The following is a 25,514-nucleotide window of genomic DNA, read 5'->3' on the forward strand; positions in this document are numbered from 1 at the left end:
GCTTAGTTGGAACGTCTGTGAGTTAGTTATCACTGGAAATCGGGGGAAAGATTGGAGTGCGAGGATTTTATTGCGCAGGGGGGCTTTGTAGTGTGAGGTGTTATGAATCCGATTCTGGAAGCAATAAAAAACGGGAGCTGATACTCCCGTTTGTGGTCTCAGATTCTAGAGTTACGCGACACTATCCATCTGAGGGTATAGCGGCTTTGCGGCAAGCAGTTCCGGCTCAAAATCGTCAACGTTGATTGTATCTAGACGATGCTGTTCCGCTTCTCTGAGTAGATCGGCTTCTTCTTGCGTGATAAAGCCTTGCTCTAGCCCTTCCTGAGCAATCATATCCAAACGTAAGAATGGGCGACGCTTACCTTGCGCTTTACATACTTTGTCAAACACAGGTTCAGCTTGAAGAATGACTGACAGCGCAAGCTCAATCTTACCTGCTGCGTTGTGCTCGGTTGGTTCAAGGTATTGACCGCGACCAATGCGTGAGCGCGTTGCACTTGGCGTTTGTAGAATGCGCGCCACTTTACTGTCTAGTTTATCGCTTGGCGCTTTGCGTACACGACCGAATGGCATGATTAACACGCGCAGTGCACGACCAATCACTTTGTTCGGGAAGTTTGCTAAGAATTCGTCTACCGCCACTTCCGCTTGTTTCAAACTGTCTTGTAGACCCCAGTGTACTAATGGTAAATCTTCGACTGGGCGGCTATCTTGCTCAAAACGTTTCAACGTCGCAGAGCTTAAATATAGCTGGCTTAGAATGTCACCAAGACGCGCTGATAGACGCTCTTTACGCTTCAAAGAGCCACCTAGCACTGCCATTGAGATATCCGATAGCAGAGCAAGGTTTGCACTGTAACGGTTCAATTGTTGGTAGTAACGCTTGGTTGCATCCCTGGTTGGTGATGAAGAGCCCAGACCGTCGCTCAAACCAAACCAGATACTGCGCACTAGGTTACTCATTGTAAAGCTCACGTGACCAGCAAGCGCTTTATCAAATTTCTCGACAGCATTACTTGCTTCAGAATACGCCGCGTTCATTTCTTCAAGAACGTACGGATGGCAACGGATTGCGCCTTGGCCAAAGATGATCATTGAGCGTGTTAGAATGTTAGCACCCTCAACCGTTACTGCGATTGGCGCACCTTGGTAACCACGAGCTAGGAAGTTAGAAGGTCCCATACAGATACCTTTACCGCCTACGATGTCCATTGCATCGATGATGCTTTGCTGGCCGCGGTGCGTACAGTGATACTTCACGATAGCTGAGATAACTGAAGGTTTTTCACCTAAGTCGATACCCGCAACGGTTAAGTTGCTTGCTGCATCCATCACGTAAGCATTACCACCCAAGCGTGCTAATGGTTCTTCAACTCCTTCCATATGGCCGATCGGCTGTTTGAACTGACGGCGAATACGTGAGTAAGCACCGGTTGCCATTGCCGCAGTTTTGATGCCACCTGTTGAGTTTGAAGGTAGCGTGATACCACGTCCAACCGACAGACACTCAACCAGCATACGCCAACCTTGGCCCGCCATTTTTTCACCACCGATAATGAAATCGATAGGAACAAAGATGTCTTTACCGCGCGTTGGACCATTTTGGAATGGTACATTGAGCGGGAAGTGTCGGTTACCAATCTCAACACCTTTGACATCAGTTGGGATAAGCGCACAAGTGATGCCAAGATCTTCTTTGTCGCCTAGCAAACCTTCAGGATCGCGAAGTTTAAATGCTAAGCCTAGTACCGTTGCGACTGGCGCTAGGGTGATGTAGCGCTTGTTCCAAGTCAGGCGCATACCCAGTACTTCTTTTCCTTCCCATTCGCCTTTACAGACCACACCGTAATCTGGAATAGATCCAGCGTCAGAACCCGCTTCTGGACTTGTTAGGGCGAAACAAGGGATTTCCTTACCTTCAGCTAGACGCGGTAAGTAATGATTTTTTTGATCTTCAGTACCGTAGTGTTGCAGTAGCTCACCTGGGCCCAAAGAGTTAGGAACACCAACGGTAGACGATAGAACGCCAGAAACACCCGTTAGTTTTTGTAGCACCAAAGATTGCGCGTATGCTGAGAATTCCAGACCACCGTACTTTTTCTTAATGATCATGGCGAAGAACTTATGATCTTTCAGGTATTGCCAAACTTCTGGCGGTAAGTCCGCGAGTTCATGGGTCACTTGGAAATCACTCACCATGGCGCACACTTCATTCACAGGGCCGTCTAAAAAGGCTTGTTCTTCCGCACTTAACTTAGGTGCTTGAATTGCGTGTAGCTTTTGCCACTCTGGTTTGCCTTTAAATAGTTCGGCTTCCCACCAGACGGTACCTGCGTCTAACGCTTCTTTTTCGGTTTGAGACATAGCTGGCAGCACTTTCTTGAAAAGCACTAACGCTTTGCGGCTAATTAAAGACTGACGTACGCCAGGAACCGCGAGCACAGCTGCGGCGAGAACGTAAATAGCCCAACCAATAACGCCGACAGTACCAGCTACTGTAAGAGCCAGCATGGCTGCGGTGAGTAAGCTAATAGATTTCACGAGAGACATGCGGTGGTAGAGCGTAATGCCTAGCACGATCGCCATCGTGATGATTGAGAGCAAGATGTCCATATGTATTTTCCTTTTCAGACTTTATAAGTTTTGTACGTCTGTATGTTAGGTAAGAGGTCTAACCAGTTGGTTTAAGTGTAATCAAAATATTAAGGAAATGTAAAACATAAGATTGGATAAAAAGTGATCTAAGTAGAGTTAAAATTCTAAAGTTGAGATTTGAGTGATGGTTTCATGAGCAAGTTGACAAGTTTATTACCATCACTAATCTAAATCTGTTGGTTCACTATCGACACTAATTCTCGTTTGTGGGTAAACTCAGAGTAATCAAACCCGAGTTCAGGTTTATGAAATGTCCGATACCAAATTGGTATCAGAACAATTTGCTCAGTGAGTCAAGAGCTGACTGAAGCCGAAATAATAAAGAGAACGTCTTATGTACCATGATCTGATTAGAAGTGAATTAAACGAAGCTGCTGAAGTGCTCAACAAATTTTTAAGCGATGACCATAACATTGCGCAAATCGAAGCAGCGGCGAAAATGATTGCTGACTCATTCAAGCAAGATGGTAAAGTATTGTCATGTGGTAACGGTGGTTCTCACTGTGATTCAATGCACTTTGCCGAAGAGCTAACAGGCCGTTACCGAGAAAATCGTCCTGGCTATGCTGGTATTGCTATTTCAGATCCAAGCCACCTTTCTTGTGTGAGTAATGACTTTGGTTATGACTTCGTGTTTTCACGTTATGTAGAAGCGGTTGGTCGAAAAGGTGACGTACTGTTTGGTCTGTCGACTTCAGGTAACTCAGGTAACATCCTGAAAGCGATAGAAGCAGCACAAGCGAAAGGCATGAAGACGATTGCGCTAACAGGTAAAGATGGCGGCAAAATGGCAGGCCTTGCAGATATTGAAATCCGCGTGCCACACTTTGGTTATGCAGACCGCATTCAGGAAATTCATATTAAGATTATTCATATCATCATTCAGTTGATCGAAAAAGAGATGGAATAATCGTTTACGGCCACCGTTTCGAGCTGTGTTGTTAGGGAGTTTTTTAAACCATGTGTGAATTGCTCGGTATGAGCGCTAATGTTCCAACGGATATTTGTTTCAGTTTTACTGGGCTCATGCAGCGTGGAGGTCGAACCGGCCCACACCGTGACGGATGGGGGATCACCTTCTACGAAGGGAAGGGCTTTCGAACCTTCAAAGATCCCAAGCCAAGTTGTGAGTCTAAAATTGCAGAGTTGGTACAAAATTATCCCATCAAAAGTCGTGCGGTCGTTAGTCATATCCGACAGGCGAATCGTGGTGGTGTTAATTTAGAAAATACTCATCCCTTTACACGTGAGCTGTGGGGTAGGTATTGGACGTTTGCGCATAACGGTCAGCTCTCTGGCTATCAAGACTTGCATACAGGTCGACATCGACCTGTCGGTGAAACAGATAGTGAACTGGCATTTTGCTGGTTATTGAAGCAAATGGAAGATCGATATCCTGAGCCACCAAAGGATATGGAGTCGGTATTCTTATATGTTGCTAAATGTTGTGATGAGCTAAGAGAGAAGGGTGTATTTAACATGCTTCTGAGTGATGGTGAGTATGTAATGACGTATTGCACCAATCATTTGTATTGGATCACAAGACGCGCACCGTTTGGAAAAGCCGCGTTGCTTGATGAAGATGTGGAAATTAACTTCCAAGAAGAAACAACGCCACACGATATCGTTTCTGTGATCGCAACTCAACCTTTGACGGGCAACGAAGCTTGGCAGCGTATGAAACCTGGCGAATACGGCTTGTTTCACCTAGGTGAACTAGTCAAAAATAATGCCTCTGAACTGGTAAATGTGCCGTTTGCGGCGGCTAAGCCGGGCAATCAAGCGCCAACCGAACCGTTAGAGTGATGGTCTCTTACTCTGAATATAAAAATAAAGCTCGCTTAATCGCGAGCTTTATTTTTATGCGTTTTAAACCGAGGGCGGATACGGATGAGCATTCTTACTTTCTAGAGTGCTGGTAGTAGAGTCCTAGTCTCGCTAAGGCTTGCTGTAAAGACGTAACTGATAGAAATTTCTCATAAAACACCTCGTCAGTCTGAACGGTGAAGAACGAACCAGATTCAGAATCTACTTTCCGAGTGTTATGTTACTCAAGTGGTTATGGGATTTTTTAGAATGTTGGGTTTTAGGTTTCTAGTCTCACCATGGTTTTCTTGAATCAAGTTTATAAGTATTAAAACAACCAAGAGCAGCCCTCAGGCTGCTCTTTTGTGCTTGGAGTTTATTATTCAGGGCTACTCATCTGAGGCGTACCCATGTACGCCAAGCTCTGCGCCATCTAAATAGGCTTTACCATCCTTCATGATCAACCGCTCGTCTACCAGCCACTTAGCCACCATAGGGTAGATTCGGTGCTCCTGCGCCTGAACACGTGCCGCAAGTACACTAGCATCATCGTCTTCGAACACAGGAACTTTTGCTTGCAGTATGACAGGGCCACCATCAAGCTCTTCCGTTACAAAGTGCACACTCGTACCATGTTCTTTATCGCCAGCATCAATTGCTCTCTGGTGTGTGTGTAGCCCAGGATATTTTGGTAGAAGAGAAGGGTGGATATTGATCATCTTACCCATGTAATGAGAAACAAATGCGCTGCTCAGAATGCGCATGTAACCAGCAAGAATAATCACGTCTGGTTGGTATTCATCTATTTGACTCATTAGCTCTGCATCAAAGCTTTCACGCGAGCTGAATGCTTTAGGGTCGACAAAGTGACCCTCTACATCAAACTTTTTTGCACGTTCTAAACCAAAAGCATCTGCTTTGTTAGAGAACACGGCTGCCACTCGTGCGTTTGGCATGCTGTCTTCGCAAGCTTCCAAGATAGCTTGCAGGTTACTTCCGTTACCCGAGATGAGGACCACAAAGTTTTTTAGGGTATGGTTTTTCATGATGTCGAGAGCGCCTTGGTATTGTAGGTTGGAGTTATGTAGCTTCTAAACTACCTACTAATAGAATGGTTTTTAGTGTTCTAGATAGCAAAATGAGGACCTAGTCATCTAGTGTCCTCATTCTTCTTATCTTTTGAGCTCGATTTGCAAATTATTGGATTTCAACTTGCTCTTCGTTCGCGTCTGCTTGTGCGATTTGACCAATCACCCACGCGTTTTCGCCTTCTTCTTTAAGAAGAGCAACTGCTGCGTCTGCCTGGTCTTTCGGTAGTGCGACGATTAGACCTACACCACAGTTGAATGTGCGGTACATTTCGTGTGTGTCGACGTTGCCTTTCTCTTGTAGCCACTTGAAGATAACTGGCCATTCCCAACTGTTACCATCGATAACTGCTTTCGTGCTTTCAGGCAGTACGCGTGGGATGTTTTCCCAGAAACCACCACCAGTGATATGAGAAATCGCATGGATGTCGTGTTTCTCAATCATCTTAAGTGCTGACTTGATGTAAATTTTTGTTGGTTCTAGTAGGTGCTCACCAATAGTGCGGCCTGCTAGCTCTTCGCTCTTATCTGCACCAGATACTTCTAGGATCTTACGGATAAGGGAGTAACCGTTTGAGTGTGGGCCGCTTGAGCCAACAGCGATAAGTGCATCACCAGCAGCGACTTTCGTGCCGTCAATCACGTCTTCTTTTTCTACTACGCCAACACAGAAACCAGCTACGTCGTAGTCTTCGCCTTCATACATGCCAGGCATCTCCGCAGTTTCGCCACCAATTAGGGCACAACCTGCTTGAACACACCCTTCTGCGATACCTGAAACAACATCCGCTGCGGTATCAACGTCTAGTTTGCCTGTTGCGTAGTAATCTAGGAAAAACAGTGGCTCTGCGCCTTGCACGATAAGATCATTTACACACATTGCCACTAGGTCGATGCCAATCGTGTCGTGCTTGTTCATATCCAGTGCTAGGCGAAGTTTTGTGCCAACGCCATCAGTACCAGAAACCAGTACAGGTTGTTTGTATTTAGTTGGCAATTCGCATAGCGCGCCAAAACCACCGATACCACCCATAACTTCAGGGCGACGAGTACGTTTTACCGCACCCTTAATACGATCCACAAGCGCGTTGCCTGCATCAATATCTACACCAGCGTCTTTATAGCTAAGAGAAGAGTTGTTACCACTCACAGGGAAGTCCTCGGTATTAAGTTGGATATGAAAACGGCGCTATTCTAACAGTGCTTAAACATAGATAGCAAACGTTTGCGTCTGTTTTTTTCTTTAGTGATTTATCCTGATATCCCTGTGAAAATCATGTATAATCTGAAGGTTTGTTTAAATATTGCCAACTATAGCCGGAGATGGACATGAAAGTTGTTGAAGTAAAGCACCCTCTAGTAAAACATAAAATTGGTCTAATGAGAGAAGGTGACATCAGCACAAAACGTTTTCGTGAGTTAGCGACTGAGGTCGGTAGCCTACTTACTTACGAAGCAACGTCAGACTTTGAAACAGAAAAAGTGACCATTGATGGTTGGAACGGTCCGGTAGAAGTAGACCAGATTAAAGGTAAAAAAGTAACCGTAGTGCCAATCCTACGTGCAGGTCTAGGCATGATGGATGGAGTTCTTGAGCACATGCCAAGCGCACGTATCAGTGTTGTGGGTATTTACCGTGATGAAGAAACGCTTGAGCCAGTTCCTTACTTCAACAAGCTTGCTTCAAACATCGAGGAGCGTATTGCGCTTGTTGTTGACCCAATGCTTGCAACAGGTGGTTCTATGATTGCTACGATCGATCTCCTAAAAGAGAAAGGTTGTAACCAAATCAAAGTGCTGGTACTTGTTGCTGCACCAGAAGGTATTGAAGCGCTAGAAAAAGCACACCCAGATGTTGAGCTATACACTGCGGCAATCGATGAGAAGCTTAATGACAAAGGCTACATCGTTCCGGGTCTAGGCGATGCAGGTGATAAGATCTTCGGTACTAAGTAATTCTTTGATGTATTACTATGACTGAACAGAAAAAGGCTTGGTGAAAACCAAGCCTTTTTTGTATCTACAAGAGGAGAAGAGTAAGGCACGCCACCTAATAAAGCGGCGCAAACGAACTATTTCGCGCTTTCTTCTTCCATTTGTGCGTTATCCACAACGTGGTTTTCACCTAAATCGTTTGGTAGCACAAGGTTAAGAATAATTGCCACGATACCGCATAGGCTCACACCCTGTAGACTGAACTCACCAATACCGAAAGCCATACCACCAATGCCAAACACAAGTGTTACGGCAACAATCACTAGGTTACGAGACTTATGTAAATCAACGTTATTCTTGATCAGTGTGTTGAGGCCTACCGTTGCGATGGAGCCGAACAGCAGAATCATGATGCCGCCCATGACAGGAACTGGAATCGTTTGAAGAACCGCACCTAGCTTACCTACCAATGCAAGTACGATTGCGGTGATTGCTGCCCAAGTCATGATCACAGGGTTAAATGCTTTGGTTAGCATTACCGCTCCTGTTACTTCACTGTAAGTGGTGTTTGGTGGAGCACCCACCATCGAAGCTGCGATAGTTGCCACCCCGTCACCTGCGATTGTGCGGTGAAGGCCTGGTTTTTTCAGGTAGTTTCTACCTGTAACGTTTGAGATAGCAAGCATGTCACCTACGTGCTCAACCGCAGGTGCGATAGCGACAGGAATCATGAACAAAATTGCGTTGATATTGAACTCTGGCGCGGTGAAGTTTGGCATGGCTAGCCAAGCCGCTTGCTCTACGGGAGTGAAATCAACCACCCCGTAGAATAGAGAAACAGAGTAACCAGCAAGAATACCACCAACAATAGGAACGAGCTTCAAAAAGCCTTTTGCAAAAACGCTGAGTACAATGGTTGTGAGCAGTGAGACCGCCGAGATAATGATCGCAGCATCACCATTAACTAGCTGTGCAGCTCCATCACCAGTTTTACCTACCGCCATGTTCACTGCTGTTGGGGCAAGGCCAAGGCCGATAACCATGATCACAGGGCCAACGACAACGGGCGGGAGAATTTTATGGATAAATCCAACACCACGCACTTTGATCATAGCCCCTAGAGCCACATAAACTAAGCCCGCTGCCATCAAGCCGCCCATCGTTGCACCGATACCCCAAGTTTGGATACCGAACATAATAGGAGCAATAAACGCAAAAGAAGAGGCAAGGAAGATGGGAACAGAACGTTTAGTCATTAACTGGAAGAGGAGAGTACCGACACCGGCACCAAAGAGGGCTACGTTTGGATCAAGGCCAGTTAGGAGCGGCACAAGCACCAAAGCACCAAAAGCGACAAAGAGCATTTGAGCGCCTTGTAACGCGTTTTTCATAATAATTCCCTATTTTCAAGATACGCAGACAAATCCGGCGAATACTATCATCCTGCAATCGTTTGCAATGTTGCATAGATCAAACTTTCGATTGAATTTTTCTCATAAATAGCACTTTTGAGAGTTGCTTGCTTGCAAATTGTCCTCTTTTACGTGTCTTGCGTGAAGATGAAAAATAGACACCCTAACTTGTTGAGATAGCTTAATAAGCAATGAGTTTATTATAAAAAATAGCACTGAAGCGCTGGTTGAGGCCCGAGTTAACAAAGCTGGTCATAATACAGACAATTTACTCAGTACTTACCTTGCTCAAGGTTTGATAGTTGCTTATTATTCGGGTTCTTGTTCAGAGGATTATAAAAACTATGCGCTATTTAGCTCTCTTACTGATAGGTTGGTTGTCCCTACCAGTATATGCATTAACTCAGGTGGATATCTATCGTGCCGAAGTGGTTATCGACAGTGAGCAGAACGACGGTGAGTCTTTGGCTCGTCAACAAGGTATGCAGGATGTGATTGTTCGAGCGACCGGTTCTCAATCCTCTTTAAGCAATCCAGTGATTAAAAAGGCACTTAGCTCAAGTGCGCGTTACATTTCTCAACTAAGCTATGGGCAGGTTGATGGAAAAGCGAGCTTAAAAATGTTGTTTAACAACGACCAAATCAGCTCTCTTTTAACACAAGCACAATTGCCATCTTGGTCGCCAAATCGTGCCAATATTTTAGTTTGGATGGTTGAAGAACAGGGTTACGATCGTAACATTGCGTGGGAACATTCTGAATCTTCAAATGTTGCAGCACTTCGTAGCGCAGCGAAATTAAGAGGCCTACCAATCACTATCCCGGTTGGGGATTTTGATGATGTAACCGGTGTTAATGTCTCTGATCTTTGGGGCGGCTTTATTGAGCCAATTGGTCAAGCCAGCCAGCGCTACCCAGCTGACGCCGTTTTGGTTGTACGGGCTCAAGGTGAACAAATTCGTTGGACACTCTACGACCAGTCGCCAACGAGAATTGTAGAAGCGCAACGTTCTCCGCGTAGCGAGTCTGCATCAGGTGCTAATGCTATTGCAGAAATGGTGGATGGCATCGCAGACTACTATGCAAGTAAGAGTGCAGTTGTGGTTTCAGGAAAGTCTTCAAAAGCGCTAGCAGTGAAAGTCCTTAATGTAACCTCTGCCACGGACTTCTTCCGTTTAGAGAATGCGCTAAAACAACTTAATTCGGTTGCGGGTACAGAGATTAAGCGTGTTCAAGGGGACGAGTTAACGCTCAACATCCACCTTTTGGCATCACAACAAGCTTTTGAGAAAGAAGCTTCTTCTATTTCTCAATTAATGGTTTTTGAAGATCCTTTAGGTGAAGTTGATGCCCCAGCTTCAACTCAAGAAGAAGAGCCATTGGTTCAGAGTAATGAAGCAAAAGACGCCGCGACGCCAAAAGAAGCGCAGCCTGAAGTACCAGTAAATGTTGTGGCAGAAGCAAGTGACGAAACACAACCAACTCAGCCGATGATTGTGGAGCCTGTCCGAGAACAGTATGACTTGATCTACGAGTGGCGCTCGGCATCGTAATCTCCTTGGTAGCGTTCCAGGCGTGAAACGCAAGGATCAAACACCAATGTGGTAAGCATAAAAAAGAGTCGCAATAGCGACTCTTTTTGTTTTCTAAATTCGTATTCGAACCAATGATCAGTGATTGACTGCGATTGGCGTTATTTATTGAATTTCGCTTTTTCTTCTTTTTCTACTTGAGAGAGGCGTTTCAACTTAAGGCCTAGCTCTTTGCCTCTCGCTCTAGCAAACAAAATATTGCCAGCGAAACCGAGTGAAGTCAGTATCAGTTCCACTGCCGCAAGCCAGCGTTCACCCCCATCCACATAGAGGATGGTCAGCGCATGCAAGAAATACAGCATAAGAACAAAGTTAGCCCAAGCATGAGTGTAAGGCTTACCAGCTAAAATACCAGGCAACGGAAGTAGTAGCGGAATACACCAAGCAATAGCAAGTGTTGTGCTGCTGAGGTGAGGGTGAGGGGATAACGCAAGCTGCCAAATAGCGACCCAGGCTAATAAGGCTAAGTTGCCAAATAAAGCCAGGTAACGATAGGTTTTAGCCTGTGTACCGAGTGGTGTTTGGTCTAAAGAGTCAGACATCGATTAACTATCCTTGATTTTACTAACAGACTTTTAGTTTTAACGCTGCAGTTGCCAGCCTTTTGCCTAATTGTTGTGCCAGGCGAATCTCTTCACTGCTTAGGGTTGCCTCATGGCCTACACTGCTGGCGCCATACGGAGTGCCTCCGGACTGCGTAGTGTGTAACTCTGGCTCGGAATAAGGAATGCCCAAAACCATCATCCCGTGATGCAATAAAGGGGTCATCATGCTTTGTAACGTTGTTTCTTGACCACCATGCATCGAGGACGAAGAGGTAAAGACACAAGCAGGCTTATCGATTAAGTCACCACTGACCCATAAAGATGTAGTCTGATCCCAGAAGTGCTTTAAAGGCGCAGCCATGTTGCCAAACCAGACGGGACTGCCAAACGCTAGACCGTCGCACGTTTTTAGTTCCTCTAGAGTAACAATTGGATCAGAAGGGGAGTGTGAGTGAGGTGACAATTCTTCAACTGTACGCAAAATTGCTTGGCATTGAGGAGTCGATTCGACTCCTCTTGCTATTTGTCTTGCCAGTTGTTTTGTCGAGCCATGACGGCTGAAATACAAAATAAGGATCTGGCAATCCATTTATAAAATATCCAACACTTGCTCTGGTGGGCGACCAATTTTTGCTTTGCCGTTAGCAACAACAACCGGACGCTCAAACAACTTTGGATTTTTCGCCATTGCTTCGAATAATTGCTCATCGCTGACGGAGTCTTCGCCTAAGCCAAGCTCTTTATATTCACTTTCTTTAGTGCGCATCATTTCACGTACAGATGAAAAGCCAAGCTGGGCGTACAGCGCTTTTAGTTCATCCACGTTAAGTGGTGTGTCTAGGTATTTGACGACTTCCGGTGTAACACCATTTTGCTCAAGCAGTTCAAGTGTTTGACGGCTCTTTGAGCAACGAGGGTTGTGATAAATCACGACTGACATGGTTTTCTCCATTTCGTTATTGTAATGCCATGAATCGATCTCTTTGGATCATGAGTTGGTCGATACGGGCATCGTATCGTGCTTGCTCTAAGCTGCCCAACTTGGCCATTTTACTTGCTTCACTATAATATTGAATCGCTTTATTCCAATTTGCTCGCAATGCCAAAATTTCTGCTCGAGCAGCCAACTCTTCATCGCTACGCCCCAGCGCGTGGTAGCTCTTCGATATTAGGTGCCAGCCATTTGTATCTTCAGGATAGTCATGAGTGTATCTTTGAAGAACTCGCGTGGCTTGATCGTTTTTATTGTCCTCAAGTAGCGCATTGGCGTAGTTAATGGTCAATACTTTATTTTGAGGGTTACGAGATAACGCTTTGCGGAGCATCTCGGTTGCTTTTTCTGGCTGCTTCTTCTCGATGTATAAATCCGTCATAGCGTCCAAGTAAAACGGGTTACTTGGGTCTTGTTCCAGTAACTTTTTCAAAATTGGTTCCGCTTGAGATAAGCGTTTATTGTCTAAATGCACGAGTGCTCGACCATAATCAAAAGCAGGTGTAATGTCCGCAGAGGCTTTCTTTTGGGTTCTCTCAAACCAGCTCAGGGCGGCTTGTCCATCAATGCCAGCGTAACGAGCCACAATGCGTGCGCGAGCTAGATGATAGTCTATTGAAGGCACAACACGCATTGGAGGATAGGTTCTTGCTCGCGCACGGCTATCGGTAATTCGATCTTCAGGCAGAGGGTGAGTCAGGAGCATTGGTGGCGGTTTACTCGCATAACGATACTCATCAGCAAGACGGCCAAAAAACCTTGGCATTGCTTGAACATCAAAACCGGCTTTTGCTAGTGTCGAAATACCAAAGCGATCCGCTTCTTTTTCGTTTGCACGAGTGTAGTTGATTTGACTTTGCATGTTGCCCGCGGTTGCTGCTGTAATTGCAGCCATCCCCGCTTCGGGTGAGGCAATTGAAAGCAGTAGTGCCCCCGCAAGTGCGGCTAATGTGGCCGGAGAGCGGCGTGCTTGTTCTTCCATACTCCGAGCAAGATGACGTTGTGTGACGTGCGCTATCTCGTGAGCGACAACAGAGGCCAGCTCACTTTCTGAACGAGCATGAAGAAACAACCCAGAATGCAGCGCTACATAGCCACCAAAAAACGCGAACGCGTTGATATTACGGTCGCGAATCATAAAGAAGTGGAACGGCGTTTTTACATCATTCGCATTGGCCACTAATTTGTGCCCAAGAGAGTCAATATATTCATTGATGACAGGGTCATTAACGATAGGTTTACTGGCTCTGAGCATACGCATATAGGCGTCGCCATAAATCAACTCTTGGTCTATTGAAAGCGTGCCACCAGCAGCTGTGCCAATGTCTGGCAAGTCAATGCTATTGGCATAAGTTGTCGGCGAACTGATGGCAGCAGCAAGACATAAGCAAACTAGCGAGCGAGTGCGTTTTAACATACGTTTACAAGGTTCTCCAAAATACATAAGCATGTGGTTACAGGTCGAGAGCCTATTAACAGCGCCACATACGTTTTGGTTATCCGTGAGGATATAAGCTAACAGTAAGACCGGAAATAAATGAATTGGTTTCGTAAATTATTTTATATCCGAGCTATTTCAGCATGTGGTTAAATCATGTCAGAAGTGCTAGCACCAGCTCAAAAAGCCGTTACAATACAACCCTATCATAAGTGCAGAGCAATACAATGGAATCCATGTTACTTGATTTGCGTGAGCAACGTTGTCCTATGGCACTGTTACTTGCAAAGCGTCATGCTGCTGAGGTCTTTCAAGGAGAAGCAAAGCAGTATCATCAACTTGTCATTCAAGTGGTGGACAACAGCTCTAAACGAGACATTGTGAACTATCTTAGTGCCCAAGGGTACTCAGTTGATTGCCAATCTACATCAGAGCACTACACATTGACTGTCTTCAATAAGGAATCCGCATAAGATGTTTGAAATGGTTAGTCGTTGGTATAAACGACGTTTCTCTGACCCTCACGCAGTAAGTCTCGTCGCGATCTTGCTGTTTGGCTTTATCACCATTTACTTCTTTGGACACTTGATTGCGCCATTACTTGTCGCGATCGTTTTGGCTTATCTACTTGAATGGCCAGTTGTCAAAATGTGTCGTATAGGCGTGCCGCGCACCTTGTCGGTTATTATCGTTATCTTGGTCTTTGTCGGGTTGATGTTAATTGCGTTGTTTGGCTTGGTTCCGACGATTTGGACTCAGGTCGGTAATCTAATTAACGATATTCCGAACATGTACAACGGGCTACAAAAGTTTATTGTCACATTGCCAGAGCGCCATCCTGAACTAGCCAATTTAGAAATAGTAGAAACCGTGGTGACGAACGCCAAAAACCAAGCACTGGGGCTGGGTGAAAGTGTCGTCAAAGGGTCGCTTGCTTCATTAGTTAGCATTGCAACGCTAGCGGTATATTTGATCTTAGTGCCACTCCTTATCTTCTTTTTGCTTAAAGACAAAGAAGAAATGCTGCGAATCGCAAGCGGTATTCTGCCGAAAAACCGTAAATTGGCGAATAAAGTTTGGCATGAAATGAACGAGCAGATATCAAATTACATTCGCGGTAAAGTGTTAGAGATTTTAATCGTGGGCGGTGTGAGCTACGTGACTTTTGCCCTTTTAGATCTTCGTTACTCGGCGTTGCTTGCCGTAGCCGTTGGTCTGTCGGTTTTGATTCCTTATATCGGTGCGGCGGCTGTTACTGTACCTGTTGCTATCGTTGGTTTGTTCCAATGGGGTTTAACGCCTCCGTTTTATTGGTTGTTGCTTGCTTACGGTATTATCCAGGCGCTGGATGGTAATGTGTTGGTTCCTGTTCTGTTTTCCGAGGCAGTAAACTTACACCCAGTTGCTATCATTGTGGCTGTATTAGTCTTTGGTGGGCTGTGGGGTTTTTGGGGGGTGTTCTTCGCCATTCCTTTAGCGACATTAGTCAAAGCCGTATGGCATGCATTACCAAGCACGGAAGAAAACGAACCTGTCGAACAAGAGTAGTTGTTACCAAAGGTACGATGGTTAAAAGAAAGCCCAGCAGTTTGCTGGGCTTTTTGTTTGTAGAAAAACAATAGCGTTTAAGCGTTTTCGTTTAAGTAGTTTAATACGACTTCGTGGTGATCTTTGGTTTTGAACTTGTTGAACACATGTTCGATCACGCCTTCTTCATTGATCAGAAAGCTAATGCGGTGAAGACCGTCGTATACTTTGCCCATGAATTTCTTTTCGCCCCAAACGCCGAACTGGTCTGCAACGGCATGATCTTCATCTGAAAGCAGAGTGAAGTTTAAATCATCGCGCTCGATGAACTTGCCTAGGCGCTTTACAGGGTCGATGCTTACGCCGAGTACCACCACGTTATGTGCATCGAGTTCAGCTTTTATGTCACGAAGGCCTTTTGCTTGTGTAGTACAACCCGGCGTCATCGCCTTAGGGTAAAAGTAGAAAAGTACTTTCTTGCCTTTAAAGTCTTCAAGAGAAACGGTATTTCCGTCTTGGTCGAGCAAAGAGAAGGCTGGCGCTGGCGAGCCTGCTGTCAGCGTATTCATTTTGATTTCCTTTACTTTATAGTGTGTTTTTAATGAAATTCAGAGAACCTTGTACGTTGAGCGACTTACAAAGTTCATCGAAGTCTTCTTGTAACTGCATCAAATTAAAATCCGCGCTTACAGATGCAGTAATCGCAATATGAAACTGGTCAGAATCGAGTTGAATTTTCGACTTGCTGATGGTTTGCGCGCTAAGAGAGTCTAAACCAATCTGCTGATCAGCGAAGAACTTAGTAAATTTTTCAGTTAACCCAGGGCGGTCTTCAGACTCAATAAACACTTCCATGGTGTAGCTGTTATCGAGCAGTTCGTGCGCCGCTGTGCGTTTCATGATCGTAATAAGGTCATGTTCTTGGCCAAGCAGGGGCAATTGCGTTTCAACTCGAGTCACGCTGCTGGCGTTCCCAGTCAGGAGCATGATCAGCGTAAATTCGCTGCCAAAGATAGCGATACGGCTATCGACTATGTTACAACCAGCTTGAGTAACGAGCTGTACGACTTGGTTACAAATGCCTGGACGGTCCGTTCCAACTGCTGTAAGTACCAGATGTTGCTTCATAAATGAGCTTCTTGTCCTTTCTTCAATAGAGAGATGTTAGCACAGATATTGCGAAGAAATATCGAGCCAGTTCTTTTTTAGTCTATAAAAAGCAGGAGGATGTTGAGGGGAGCGGTGGGAAATAAACAGTAAATGCAGGCTACAGGATAAACAAAACGTTTGCATGATGTGCTTGCCTATTGTCTGGCCGTTTTATTCACTTAGATCTGACTTGGCTAACAAGACCAAAGAGTATATTTTCCTTGCTTGTGCTCTTCAGTATTTTCCAAATCACTGATAGATTCTAAAGTCACTCGAAAGCCCAACACGATTATCAATATTGCCGTTAATCAAACCAAATAGAGCAATTAAGTTGCTAGACCTCTAACAACTGGTAATTATTCATTCATTTGTACTTTGTAAGCGAGTTTACACTCTTGTGTTTTTCAATCGCATTACAGTACCATGCAGAAAGAGTTAAATGAGGGAGATAAACATGTTTTCAGGAAGTATCGTAGCGCTGATTACGCCATTCAAAGCAGATGGCGAAGTAGACTTTGACGGTCTGCAAAAGCTAGTAGAGTACCACGTTGAAGCGGGTACAGACGGTATTGTGGCAGTAGGCACAACAGGTGAGTCAGCGACACTGACCATTGAAGAGCATGTAAAGGTCGTTAATAAAACTGTTGAGTTTGCCGACGGTCGCATCCCTGTGATTGCTGGCACGGGTGCAAATGCAACCCATGAGGCAGTAACATTTAGCAAATTACTGGCTGATTCTGGTATTGCTGGCTTCCTGAGTGTGACACCGTATTACAACAAACCAACTCAAGAGGGTTTGTTTTTACATTACAAGGCAATTGCCGAAGCGAGTGATGTGCCTCTAATTTTGTACAACGTACCAGGCCGTACTGCTGTTGATATGCAGCCAGAAACAGTGGCACGCTTGTCAAAGCTTGATAATATCGTGGCTCTAAAAGATGCAACGGGCGATTTGGAACGAATTGCAATTCATCGTGAACTTTGTGGCGAAGATTTTATCTTACTAAGTGGCGATGATGCGACAGGGCTGGATTTTGTGAAACTTGGCGGCAATGGTGTTATCTCGGTAACGAACAATATTGCAGCTAAAGACATGGCAGACATGTTCCATTTGGCAAGTGAAGGTAAGTACGAAGAAGCAGAAGCGATTAACCAACGCTTGATGACTCTACACAAAAACCTTTTCATCGAAGCAAGCCCTATCCCAGTAAAATGGGCAGCGCAAAAGCTTGGTTTGATTGAAGAAGGTGGTTTGCGTCTTCCTTTAACTACGCTTTCTGAAAAATCGCAGCCGATCGTCGAGCAGGCGCTAACAGACGCCCATATTTATTAAGATTGAGTTACTAGGATTGAAGTTCATACTGGGGGCCAAAGCGCCCTCGGTGTTTTAGGAGTATAGATGAAGCTTTCAAGCCAGTTAGTGTTAAGTTCATTAGCTGTATTCGTATTGACTGCCTGTTCAGGTGGTGCCAATCAACGTCGTCAAGCAAAAGATGACTTCGAGTATTTGAACTCCCCCAATTTGGGTGAGTGGAATGTCCCACAGGGTGCACAGCCTCAGTTTTACCCTAACTACGAGATCCCTCAGGGTAACTACGCTGGTGGTGTCGGTAAAGATGTCGACATTCGTCCACCTCAACAAGTCCTAGAGCTTATTCCCGGTGCACGTCTAGACCGCAGTAGTGATGGTGAAGTGACACTTTGGCTACTTCGTAAAGATGAACTAGATAAAGTTTGGCAAACGGTGCAAAACATGGTCGCGGCTAACGAGATTCCAGTTGAAAGCCAAACAGACTCTCGCATCGAGACAGGATGGGTGACTTGGGATTCGCCAGATGAAGAGCTAGAAATTGGCAGCCGATATGAAATCGTACGCGCTGAAGCAAATGGTCGACACGGCTTTAAGGTTAGCCTTATTGACTGGCGTGAAGGCAATCAAGTGAAAGAAGTAACGGCGACCAACCGTGAGCGCTACAATGTGTTCATGACGAACTTGGTCACCGCTCGCTACGATCAAGAAGTGCGTGAAGAAGCACAGCGTAAAGCGCAAGAGTTGGTTAAACAGATCCCAATCACAATGGGTAAAGACCGCAGCGGACTTCCTGTGATTATCGCGCGTGCGCAATACAACATGCTTTGGCAGCGTCTGCCTAATATTCTACCTAAGATGGGCTTTAAGATTGAAGAGCGTAGCCAGTCTCAGGGCACAATCACTGCGAAATATGCGTCTCCGGATGATGAATTCTGGAACGATATCGGCGTTAAACCAGTGGAGTTAGCCGCTGGTAAGTACACATTCTTACTTGGTGATTTAGGCAACCGTACGTCTATCAATATCACCGACTCCTCTGGCAAGCCAGTAGAAGAAGAGTTTTTGAAATCACTAGCGCCTGTATTGGCTGCAACAGTGAAGCAGTAAACAAAGTGAGCTTAACGCGGCGTGTTTACTTAATGATAGAAAAGGGACCTAGTGGTCCCTTTTTTGATGTTTAGATTAAATGTGTCGAGATGAAGCTGGTGAGTAACTAACGAGGCTCGTTTTTGTTTTTATCTTCTTCAGCGTAGCGCTGTTTATCCAATGTGTTCAGCTTATCTAAATCGTTCTTACGGCTTTTATCCATCTGACCAAACTTCATTTTTGCGGTGTATTTGAGTGCGGCAATATTACCAATGACCACGCTCAACACTACAATAATAATGACCCAAGGATTGGTTAGTATTTCTATCATAGAGCCTCCGGCGGCGTGATATTGTGAATAAATTTGGCAACGACGTTATCCAAATTATTCAGTATGACGTCAATCCCTGCAATGTTGTTGGTCTGATTTTGTTTAATCAACTGGCTGCTGAGTACATCAAGCGTCAACTGCTTGAGACATTGCTGCCCGACAGCGCGGTGACTAATGTGCCAAGGCTCAATCGAAACGCCACCTAAATCGTGCTGATAAGGAAAGAAGAAACCGAACCGACCAAGGTTGGCTTTTAACCATTGGTAGAACGCCTGCTGGTGGCCTTCAAGATACTCCCAAGGTTCCAACTTGAGTTTGGTGTCAGCAGGCAATAAATTGCGCGCATAGACATCAAAATCACACCCCCAATGATGACGACTTCCTCCGGGCAATGCCGACCAGCGCAAAATGGCCATCAATTTCTCTTCGTCATTTAACTCTGCTTTATTCAAAGGGCGGGAGTTGATGTCGAGAATTGGCAACTCACCAGAAAACTTCCCGTTCCAGATGGCTTTTTGGCGATTAAAGTCACGAAAACCACTGGCGATTTCCATTTTGAAACCTGCTTCTGTTGCCGCTTCAATCATCTTTAGCAGATCGTCAGCCACTTCAGGGTGGAGTAGAAACGCTTTTTGCCCCACTAGTGTGGATTGAAGATGAGAATCAGTGATTCCGGTGAGTTGCTCTGGTGTCATTGTGTTCTCGCTGATTACTTCGCCAATAGGTGTTTCAACGTGTTTTCGTACATGTCCGTCAACTTTTCAAGATCGTCGACTTTCACACACTCGTTCACTTTATGAATCGTAGCGTTAACAGGGCCTAACTCTACGACTTGACCTCCCATTCGAGCAATAAAACGACCATCAGACGTACCGCCAGTTGTAAGTAGCGCTGGCTTCGTATCATTGACTTCGGCCACAGCAGCTACAACCGCGTCTAGCAGTGCGCCCGTATCGGTCAGGAATGGGTCTCCGTTGAATGTCCATTTTAGGTCGTAGTCCAGCTCATGCTTGTCCAATGTTTCGGTAACACGCTGAACAATTGCGTCATTGTTAAGCTCAGTACTAAAACGTAGGTTGAACTGAACATGGAACTCGCCAGGAATAACGTTAGACGCACCAGTGCCAGCCGATACATTCGGGATCTGGAAACTAGTCGGTGGGAAGTAATCATTCCCTTTGTCCCATTCTGTCGTCGCGAGTTCATGAATCGCGAGTAGAGACTCGTGCACTGGATTGCTGGCTAGGTGAGGGTAGGCCACGTGACCTTGTGTTCCTTTTACCGTTAAATCACCAGTGATGGATCCACGGCGTCCATTTTTCACTACATCGCCAACCACGTCGGTGCTGGATGGTTCACCAACAATACACATATCGATGTTCTCACCACGTTCCATCAACGTTTCTACAACGCGAACTGTACCGTTGATAAATGGCCCTTCTTCATCCGACGTAATTAAGAAGCCAATTGAGCCTTTGTGGTCTGGGTTTTCTTCAATGAAGCGTTCGACAGCAACGACCATAGCAGCTAGCGACCCTTTCATGTCAGCTGCGCCGCGGCCATGCAAGTAACCATCAATAATGGTCGGTTCAAACGGATGTGTATTCCAGTGTTCCAATTTGCCAGCTGGTACCACATCGGTGTGGCCAGCAAACGCAAATAGCGGCGCTTCTGAACCACGTCGAGCCCAGAAGTTCGTGGTGTCTTCAAATACCATCACTTCAATTTCAAACCCGAGTGCTTTTAAGCGCTCGATCATCAAATCCTGACAACCTGCGTCTTCCGGCGTTACGGACTGTCTACTGATCAGATCTTTAGCAAGTGCCAATACTGGACTGTCTGTCATCCTTGAGTATTCCTTTATTTAAGAGTTGAAAATGCTAGCGTATTGATCAGCTTTAAAACCGATATGAAGTTGATCATTCACTTTTAAAATTGGGCGTTTAATCATCGCAGGGTTTTCTACCAAAAGAGCGATGGCGTTTTCCTCGTTAAGTGTGTCTTTCTGCTCTTGCGCTAATTGGCGGTAGGTTGTGCCACGTTTATTGAGCACCTGTTCCCAACCTAAAGCGCGACAAAATTCACTTACCATTTCTGCATCAATGCCTTGCTTACGGTAGTCATGGAAGTCGTAAGCAATATCCTCGGCTTCTAACCATTTCTTGGCTTTTTTGATCGTATCGCAGTTGGGAATACCAAACATGGTAATCGACATAGTGTTTCCTTTTTCTTTGTTCTATTTTTCACTGGCGCGGTTAAGACGCACTTAAGTGATTTGGGCTGTTAAAGCATCCTATCAAGAAGCAATCAAACTGACAAAATGCGGTGGAAAATATTTTCAGATAGATTGAGATAACTAATGTCACATAACTTATTTACGATGAATGCGCTATAAATCGAATAAAAATTCGTCTAAATTAAATGGAAAAGTCGAGTTATTGATCAAACGCAACACCTCGCTGAGCAAAAACGAAATAATGAATCAGCACAATTTTAGGAGGTGTCAATGGAATTGAGTCCTGTTTTTGCAAGGCGGCTATATTTGGCCTTGTTGGTGGAAAACCTAGAAAGGCCGAATGTGCCAAAGTTGATCGAAAAAACGGGGTGGCCTCGTCGTACTATTCAAGATGTACTCAAGGCGTTACCTGGGATCGGCATTGAACTCATATTCGTTCAAGATGGCCGACGTCATAATGACGGCTATTATCAACTTTCAGATTGGGGGCCTTTTGATAGCCAATGGGTTCTAGAGCGGGAGAGAGATATCGCTAGCAGTCTTGGATTTCGTGCATAAGCCAGCAATTGCTGGCTTTTTTCATATTCAGGCCTCATCCATTGCAGCGGTAAGCGGAACCCAGCACGCTAAATGAAGTGATAAAATCTTGTGGGGAGACCATAAAAACGGTGTCCGCATCGATAGCCGCTGCATTGTTTTTTAAATCGTTCATCGCGCCTTGCATCATCGCGTCATTGGTCATGAAAATGTAGTTATACCAATGGCCTTCACTTCCGGTGACTTCGCCTTTGTATTCGCATCGCTCAGGGTTGAATTGCGCGTCAATGCGAATATGAACATCTTGACTTTGAGCATGAGTAAGGTGAGAAGGCATCGTGCAACCCGTTAGAAGCACGACAAAAAGTCCAAGTAACAGGCGTTTCATTAGCTATTTCCCCAATATTATGTAAGCAGCAAAGCCAATCCAGCTCAGGACAAGTAGTGTCCAAGGCAGTTTGCTTGATGAATGGTTTGGCGCATCGTCGGTGATATTGTCTTGTTCGATAATCTCTTCATGCTGACGTTGTTTTTCACGTTGCTGTTTTTTCTTCGCTTTATCGGCTTGGCGGTTGCGCTCTTTTTGTTGTTTCTTATATTGCGCGATGCCTTTTTCGATACCTTGAGCGATGAGCTTGGTTTGCTCTTTGGTTTGCCCCGGTTTCTGCGTGGATTTGGCAATTCTCATCGCTTCGGCTTGAGTTTCTTGAGAAGGCACAGGGGTGGCAGGAGTTCTTTTTTTCATGTTTCTCATCAACGTCGCTGTAAATCTTTGTTTAGTTTACCTGTGTAAGGTGCTGAAATGAACTTCAGTTCTCATCTTTGTTGGCTTGCAACTCTGAAACGATAGGTTAAAGTGACGTTTTTATCACATAAAGAAGAAGATGTTGTGCGCTATTCGTTTGACCAATATGACGCCCATGGACTTTTAAAGGCGCCGATCATTTTATGGGTGGGATGGATGTTTCTTGTGCGTTCATGGGTGGTGTTTGCCATGGCTGGTGTAAGTCGTGATAGTGGCAGTAAGCTACTCGCTATTGTTTACCCAGATTCAAGTACGTTGTATTTAGGTTTGGCGATGGGCATTCCAAGTTTGCTTCTTATGTGGTTAATGGGGCTTCGTCATCCCGACAGAGGATGGGTAAACAGAATTACTCGCTATGGTCGCGAGATCACTTTGATCTTGTGCGGTATTCAACTTGCTCAGACCATGTATCATGTGTACCTAGAACATGGAGTGTTTAATTGGGCAAACGCCCTTACCATTACCTTATTAGCTTGGTTTATGATCTATCTTCTAAATGGAAGATGGGTAAAAGACTGTTTTCATGTGCCACAATTGGCGCACGATGAACAGCAGCATTCAAAGAATTAAAAACAATAACTTCCCACTCTGGGGCAAAGTAATAGAGGAAACCTCAATGTCACAAGCTCAAACGGCGATCGTGCCAGAAGCCGGGCCATTTGCACTGTACACTCAACTCAAAGTGAACCAAAACCGTGAAAACGTATTAGAAAAACTGAAAGCACTGCCAAAGTTGGTGGAAGAGTTAAACATTACCCAGCCGGGTGCAGCGCTGACGCTTTCTATCGCATTCACAAAATCGTTTTGGGAACACCTTAATGTAGAAGCGCCAGAAGAGCTTATTGATTTTACTCAACTTGGCGAAGGTGACATCGTTGCTCCAGCAACAGACGTAGATGTACTGATTCACTGTCACTCGACTCGTCACGACTTGCATTTTTACGTGTTGCGTAAGTTCCTAGAAGAGACGGCACAAGATGTCACCATTGTGGACGAAACATATGGGTACCGTTACCTTGATGCTCGTGATATGACAGACTTTATTGATGGGACAGAAAACCCGAAAGGGGAGGCTCGCGCTGATGTGGCTCTAGTAAAAGAGGGCCCATTTGCTGGAGGCAGTTATGTCATGGCTCAGCGCTTTGAACATAACCTTGCCGCTTGGAATCGCTTGAATGTCAAAGCGCAAGAAAAAGTGATTGGTCGTACCAAACCAGACTCTATAGAGCTAGAAGACGTTCCTGCTGCATCACACGTTGGTCGCGTTGATATTAAAGAAGAAGGAAAAGGTCTCAAGATTGTCCGTCATAGCTTGCCATACGGGACGGTAACAGGGCCTCATGGCCTGCTGTTTATTTCTTACTGCAATACACTTCATAACATTAAAGTGATGCTAGAAAGTATGTACGGCGTGACCGATGGTAAAACAGACCAAATGCTTCGTTTCACAAAAGCGGTAACTGGTGCGTACTTCTTCGCTCCTTCACAAGAAATGCTCGCAGAGCTAGCCATCAAGTAAGTTCTCAGACTTTATTTCTTAAGCCCTCCAATTGGAGGGCTTTTGTTTTCTATTTCTATTCCAATCTCTTTTCAAAAAACACTAAACTTTTCTGTTACTTGGTCGATAAGTACTCAAAGCCTTAATTTTAGGACTCTTTATTCGTGGCGATCACCGTTAATACCAATGTAGCAGCACTTGTCGCACAGCGTCATTTGACCAGTGCAACGGATATGCTGAACCAATCCATGGAGCGTTTGTCTTCAGGGAAGCGTATTAATAGCGCAAAGGATGACGCTGCGGGTCTGCAAATCTCCAACCGCTTGCAATCACAAATGCGTGGTTTGGATGTCGCGGTACGTAACGCGAATGACGGCATTTCCATCATGCAAACTGCGGAAGGCGCGATGAATGAGGTGACCAATATCATGCAACGTATGCGTGATTTGTCGCTACAGTCAGCCAATGGTTCAAACAGCAAAGCGGAGCGCAATGCACTGCAAGAAGAAGTCTCTGCTTTAAATGATGAGTTAAGTCGTATTGCAGAAACGACCTCCTTTGGCGGACGTAAATTGCTGAATGGCACATTCGGTACATCGTCTTTTCAAATCGGTGCAACGGCTGGTGAAGCGGTACAAATTGGCCTGCGGACCATGCAGCCGGAATCTTTAGGTAGCTTTTCAATGAGCTCATATCAAAGAGTCAGTTCAGATTGGACGGTTCAAAACGGAAATAATGAAATTGTTATCAGCTACCGTGATAACAATTTTGAAGAGCAGGAGATCCGTATTGAAGCTAAAGCTGGCGATGATATAGAAGAACTCGCGACTTACATTAATGGGCAAACCGATAAAGTGAAAGCGTCTGTTAATGAAGAGGGGCAACTGCAGTTACTCATGTCCCACAAGGACGCCATAAAATACCCTGGACCAACCTTCAGTGGTGGCCTGGCTGATGAGTTAGAACTTGGCAAGTATGTCACCGTAAATAGAACGGTAGATAGTATTGATATTAGCACGGTCGGTGGCGCTCAGATGGCGGTCGGTATTTTAGATGATGCTTTGAAAACGGTAGATGGCAGTCGTGCGGAGTTAGGCGCGTATCAAAACCGCTTTAATCACGCGATCAATAATCTAGATAATATCCACGAAAACTTAGCCGCTTCCAACAGTCGTATCCAAGACACTGACTATGCCAAAGAAACTACGCAAATGGTGAAGCAACAGATTTTACAACAGGTCAGTACTTCTATTCTGGCACAAGCAAAACAAGCGCCAAACCTAGCATTGACCTTGCTTGGCTGATGAACGGCCTTGCCCGAATTTAACGCAAAACCTGCCTGTATCGACAATTCGAAAAGAAGCTTTAGCGAAAAATGAAAGTTTTTTTGCTTTTTTATCCGCTTTGTCACGATTACCCCTCCAAACGAATTATTTTCAAAAAAATCTAAAATTTTCTCTAAAGAAAACAGGGCATGCGCCGTTAATAAAAGTAACTTTGAGAGAACTACTTGGTTTTCCGAGACGTCGGAAACCGCTACACCGGAAAATCAATTGGAGAAATCACCA

General features: G+C 45.1%; 29 protein-coding genes. 13 read left to right on the forward strand and 16 right to left on the reverse strand.

Going from position 1 to position 25,514, the window contains the following annotated elements:
• Positions 1-171 precede the first annotated feature (171 nt).
• Positions 172-2,616: an acyl-CoA dehydrogenase FadE gene (gene fadE, locus R7E38_RS05685; RefSeq protein ID WP_238970038.1), complete on the reverse strand. Its 2,445-nt coding sequence runs from the start codon at positions 2,614-2,616 to the stop codon at positions 172-174.
• A 376-nt stretch (positions 2,617-2,992) separates the two neighbouring features.
• On the opposite strand from fadE, the gene lpcA reads away from it, so the two are divergent.
• Entirely contained in the window at positions 2,993-3,568 is a 576-nt protein-coding gene (gene lpcA, locus R7E38_RS05690; protein ID WP_005380392.1) for a D-sedoheptulose 7-phosphate isomerase, read from the forward strand.
• Positions 3,569-3,618: 50 nt separating this feature from the next.
• Positions 3,619-4,464, forward strand: a complete 846-nt coding sequence (locus R7E38_RS05695; protein ID WP_005380394.1) for a class II glutamine amidotransferase — start codon at positions 3,619-3,621, stop codon at positions 4,462-4,464.
• Positions 4,465-4,853: 389 nt separating this feature from the next.
• On the opposite strand, the gene purN is transcribed toward R7E38_RS05695, so the two are convergent.
• Complete coding sequence (gene purN / locus R7E38_RS05700) at positions 4,854-5,510, reverse strand: phosphoribosylglycinamide formyltransferase (protein ID WP_226083453.1); 657 nt, start codon at positions 5,508-5,510, stop codon at positions 4,854-4,856.
• 151 nt (positions 5,511-5,661) lie between these two features.
• The gene (gene purM / locus R7E38_RS05705; RefSeq protein ID WP_226083451.1) at positions 5,662-6,702 is read right to left on the reverse strand and encodes a phosphoribosylformylglycinamidine cyclo-ligase; all 1,041 of its coding nucleotides are present in this window, start codon (positions 6,700-6,702) and stop codon (positions 5,662-5,664) included.
• A gap of 179 nt (positions 6,703-6,881) precedes the next feature.
• On the opposite strand from purM, the gene upp reads away from it, so the two are divergent.
• Complete coding sequence (gene upp, locus R7E38_RS05710; RefSeq protein ID WP_005380401.1) at positions 6,882-7,508, forward strand: uracil phosphoribosyltransferase; 627 nt, start codon at positions 6,882-6,884, stop codon at positions 7,506-7,508.
• Between the two features lie 116 nt (positions 7,509-7,624).
• Here the strand turns inward: upp and R7E38_RS05715 are convergent, their stop codons facing one another.
• The gene (locus tag R7E38_RS05715; RefSeq protein WP_226083450.1) at positions 7,625-8,878 is read right to left on the reverse strand and encodes a uracil-xanthine permease family protein; all 1,254 of its coding nucleotides are present in this window, start codon (positions 8,876-8,878) and stop codon (positions 7,625-7,627) included.
• A 365-nt stretch (positions 8,879-9,243) separates the two neighbouring features.
• On the opposite strand from R7E38_RS05715, the gene R7E38_RS05720 reads away from it, so the two are divergent.
• Positions 9,244-10,452, forward strand: a complete 1,209-nt coding sequence (locus R7E38_RS05720) for a DUF2066 domain-containing protein (protein ID WP_054577598.1) — start codon at positions 9,244-9,246, stop codon at positions 10,450-10,452.
• Between the two features lie 140 nt (positions 10,453-10,592).
• Here R7E38_RS05720 and R7E38_RS05725 read toward each other — a convergent pair whose 3' ends face one another.
• Genes R7E38_RS05725 through R7E38_RS05740 form a run of 4 tightly spaced genes read right to left on the reverse strand, consistent with a single transcriptional unit; the run spans position 10,593 to position 13,444 of the window.
• The gene (locus R7E38_RS05725; protein ID WP_005380407.1) at positions 10,593-11,033 is read right to left on the reverse strand and encodes a DUF2069 domain-containing protein; all 441 of its coding nucleotides are present in this window, start codon (positions 11,031-11,033) and stop codon (positions 10,593-10,595) included.
• A gap of 22 nt (positions 11,034-11,055) precedes the next feature.
• Positions 11,056-11,625, reverse strand: coding sequence for an NAD(P)H:quinone oxidoreductase (gene wrbA / locus R7E38_RS05730; RefSeq protein ID WP_005380409.1), 570 nt, complete (start codon positions 11,623-11,625; stop codon positions 11,056-11,058).
• Positions 11,626-11,976: an arsenate reductase (glutaredoxin) gene (gene arsC, locus R7E38_RS05735; RefSeq protein WP_005380410.1), complete on the reverse strand. Its 351-nt coding sequence runs from the start codon at positions 11,974-11,976 to the stop codon at positions 11,626-11,628.
• Positions 11,977-11,992: 16 nt separating this feature from the next.
• The gene (locus tag R7E38_RS05740) at positions 11,993-13,444 is read right to left on the reverse strand and encodes a tetratricopeptide repeat protein (RefSeq protein ID WP_005394337.1); all 1,452 of its coding nucleotides are present in this window, start codon (positions 13,442-13,444) and stop codon (positions 11,993-11,995) included.
• A gap of 257 nt (positions 13,445-13,701) precedes the next feature.
• Between R7E38_RS05740 and R7E38_RS05745 the strand changes: the two genes are divergently transcribed.
• Both R7E38_RS05745 and R7E38_RS05750 read left to right on the forward strand, forming a co-directional pair.
• The gene (locus R7E38_RS05745; protein WP_005380414.1) at positions 13,702-13,938 is read left to right on the forward strand and encodes a sulfurtransferase TusA family protein; all 237 of its coding nucleotides are present in this window, start codon (positions 13,702-13,704) and stop codon (positions 13,936-13,938) included.
• Position 13,939: 1 nt separating this feature from the next.
• Positions 13,940-15,013, forward strand: a complete 1,074-nt coding sequence (locus tag R7E38_RS05750; protein WP_005380416.1) for an AI-2E family transporter — start codon at positions 13,940-13,942, stop codon at positions 15,011-15,013.
• Between the two features lie 77 nt (positions 15,014-15,090).
• Here R7E38_RS05750 and bcp read toward each other — a convergent pair whose 3' ends face one another.
• Complete coding sequence (gene bcp, locus R7E38_RS05755) at positions 15,091-15,561, reverse strand: thioredoxin-dependent thiol peroxidase (RefSeq protein WP_005380418.1); 471 nt, start codon at positions 15,559-15,561, stop codon at positions 15,091-15,093.
• 16 nt (positions 15,562-15,577) lie between these two features.
• Positions 15,578-16,120, reverse strand: coding sequence for a glycine cleavage system protein R (locus R7E38_RS05760; protein ID WP_005380420.1), 543 nt, complete (start codon positions 16,118-16,120; stop codon positions 15,578-15,580).
• A gap of 475 nt (positions 16,121-16,595) precedes the next feature.
• Between R7E38_RS05760 and dapA the strand changes: the two genes are divergently transcribed.
• Positions 16,596-17,474: a 4-hydroxy-tetrahydrodipicolinate synthase gene (gene dapA / locus R7E38_RS05765; protein ID WP_005380422.1), complete on the forward strand. Its 879-nt coding sequence runs from the start codon at positions 16,596-16,598 to the stop codon at positions 17,472-17,474.
• A gap of 66 nt (positions 17,475-17,540) precedes the next feature.
• Entirely contained in the window at positions 17,541-18,560 is a 1,020-nt protein-coding gene (gene bamC / locus R7E38_RS05770; protein WP_005380424.1) for an outer membrane protein assembly factor BamC, read from the forward strand.
• Positions 18,561-18,666: 106 nt separating this feature from the next.
• Here bamC and R7E38_RS05775 read toward each other — a convergent pair whose 3' ends face one another.
• Genes R7E38_RS05775 through R7E38_RS05790 form a run of 4 tightly spaced genes read right to left on the reverse strand, consistent with a single transcriptional unit; the run spans position 18,667 to position 21,085 of the window.
• The gene (locus R7E38_RS05775; protein ID WP_005380425.1) at positions 18,667-18,870 is read right to left on the reverse strand and encodes a DUF2897 family protein; all 204 of its coding nucleotides are present in this window, start codon (positions 18,868-18,870) and stop codon (positions 18,667-18,669) included.
• Positions 18,867-19,565: a M15 family metallopeptidase gene (locus tag R7E38_RS05780; RefSeq protein WP_167415382.1), complete on the reverse strand. Its 699-nt coding sequence runs from the start codon at positions 19,563-19,565 to the stop codon at positions 18,867-18,869. Before R7E38_RS05780 ends, R7E38_RS05775 begins: the two co-directional genes overlap by 4 nt.
• Before the next feature lie 14 nt (positions 19,566-19,579).
• Entirely contained in the window at positions 19,580-20,716 is a 1,137-nt protein-coding gene (gene dapE, locus R7E38_RS05785) for a succinyl-diaminopimelate desuccinylase (protein ID WP_005380429.1), read from the reverse strand.
• Positions 20,717-20,734: 18 nt separating this feature from the next.
• The gene (locus R7E38_RS05790; protein WP_005380431.1) at positions 20,735-21,085 is read right to left on the reverse strand and encodes an ArsC family reductase; all 351 of its coding nucleotides are present in this window, start codon (positions 21,083-21,085) and stop codon (positions 20,735-20,737) included.
• Positions 21,086-21,376: 291 nt separating this feature from the next.
• Between R7E38_RS05790 and R7E38_RS05795 the strand changes: the two genes are divergently transcribed.
• A complete protein-coding gene (locus tag R7E38_RS05795; RefSeq protein ID WP_005380433.1) occupies positions 21,377-21,664 on the forward strand; it encodes a winged helix-turn-helix domain-containing protein in 288 nt (95 codons plus the stop codon).
• Between the two features lie 34 nt (positions 21,665-21,698).
• Here the strand turns inward: R7E38_RS05795 and R7E38_RS05800 are convergent, their stop codons facing one another.
• Complete coding sequence (locus R7E38_RS05800) at positions 21,699-22,031, reverse strand: DUF4156 domain-containing protein (RefSeq protein WP_025768262.1); 333 nt, start codon at positions 22,029-22,031, stop codon at positions 21,699-21,701.
• A 3-nt stretch (positions 22,032-22,034) separates the two neighbouring features.
• Positions 22,035-22,388: a DUF2956 domain-containing protein gene (locus R7E38_RS05805; RefSeq protein ID WP_167415381.1), complete on the reverse strand. Its 354-nt coding sequence runs from the start codon at positions 22,386-22,388 to the stop codon at positions 22,035-22,037.
• Between the two features lie 144 nt (positions 22,389-22,532).
• Here R7E38_RS05805 and R7E38_RS05810 point away from each other — a divergent pair, with 144 nt between their 5' ends.
• The 4 genes from R7E38_RS05810 to R7E38_RS05825 all read left to right on the forward strand — a co-directional run.
• Positions 22,533-23,018: a DUF2919 domain-containing protein gene (locus tag R7E38_RS05810; protein ID WP_226083543.1), complete on the forward strand. Its 486-nt coding sequence runs from the start codon at positions 22,533-22,535 to the stop codon at positions 23,016-23,018.
• A gap of 46 nt (positions 23,019-23,064) precedes the next feature.
• Positions 23,065-23,967, forward strand: a complete 903-nt coding sequence (locus R7E38_RS05815) for a Dyp-type peroxidase (RefSeq protein ID WP_167415380.1) — start codon at positions 23,065-23,067, stop codon at positions 23,965-23,967.
• A gap of 143 nt (positions 23,968-24,110) precedes the next feature.
• Positions 24,111-25,250, forward strand: coding sequence for a flagellin (locus tag R7E38_RS05820; RefSeq protein WP_042521439.1), 1,140 nt, complete (start codon positions 24,111-24,113; stop codon positions 25,248-25,250).
• On the forward strand, positions 25,243-25,514 hold a 272-nt coding region (locus R7E38_RS05825; RefSeq protein WP_225474167.1), incomplete at its 3' end, for a hypothetical protein. The genes R7E38_RS05820 and R7E38_RS05825, both read left to right, overlap by 8 nt.

Origin of the sequence: Vibrio sp. Vb2131 (assembly GCF_033338535.1) — a bacterium.
Taxonomy (GTDB): Bacteria; Pseudomonadota; Gammaproteobacteria; order Enterobacterales; family Vibrionaceae; genus Vibrio; species Vibrio alginolyticus.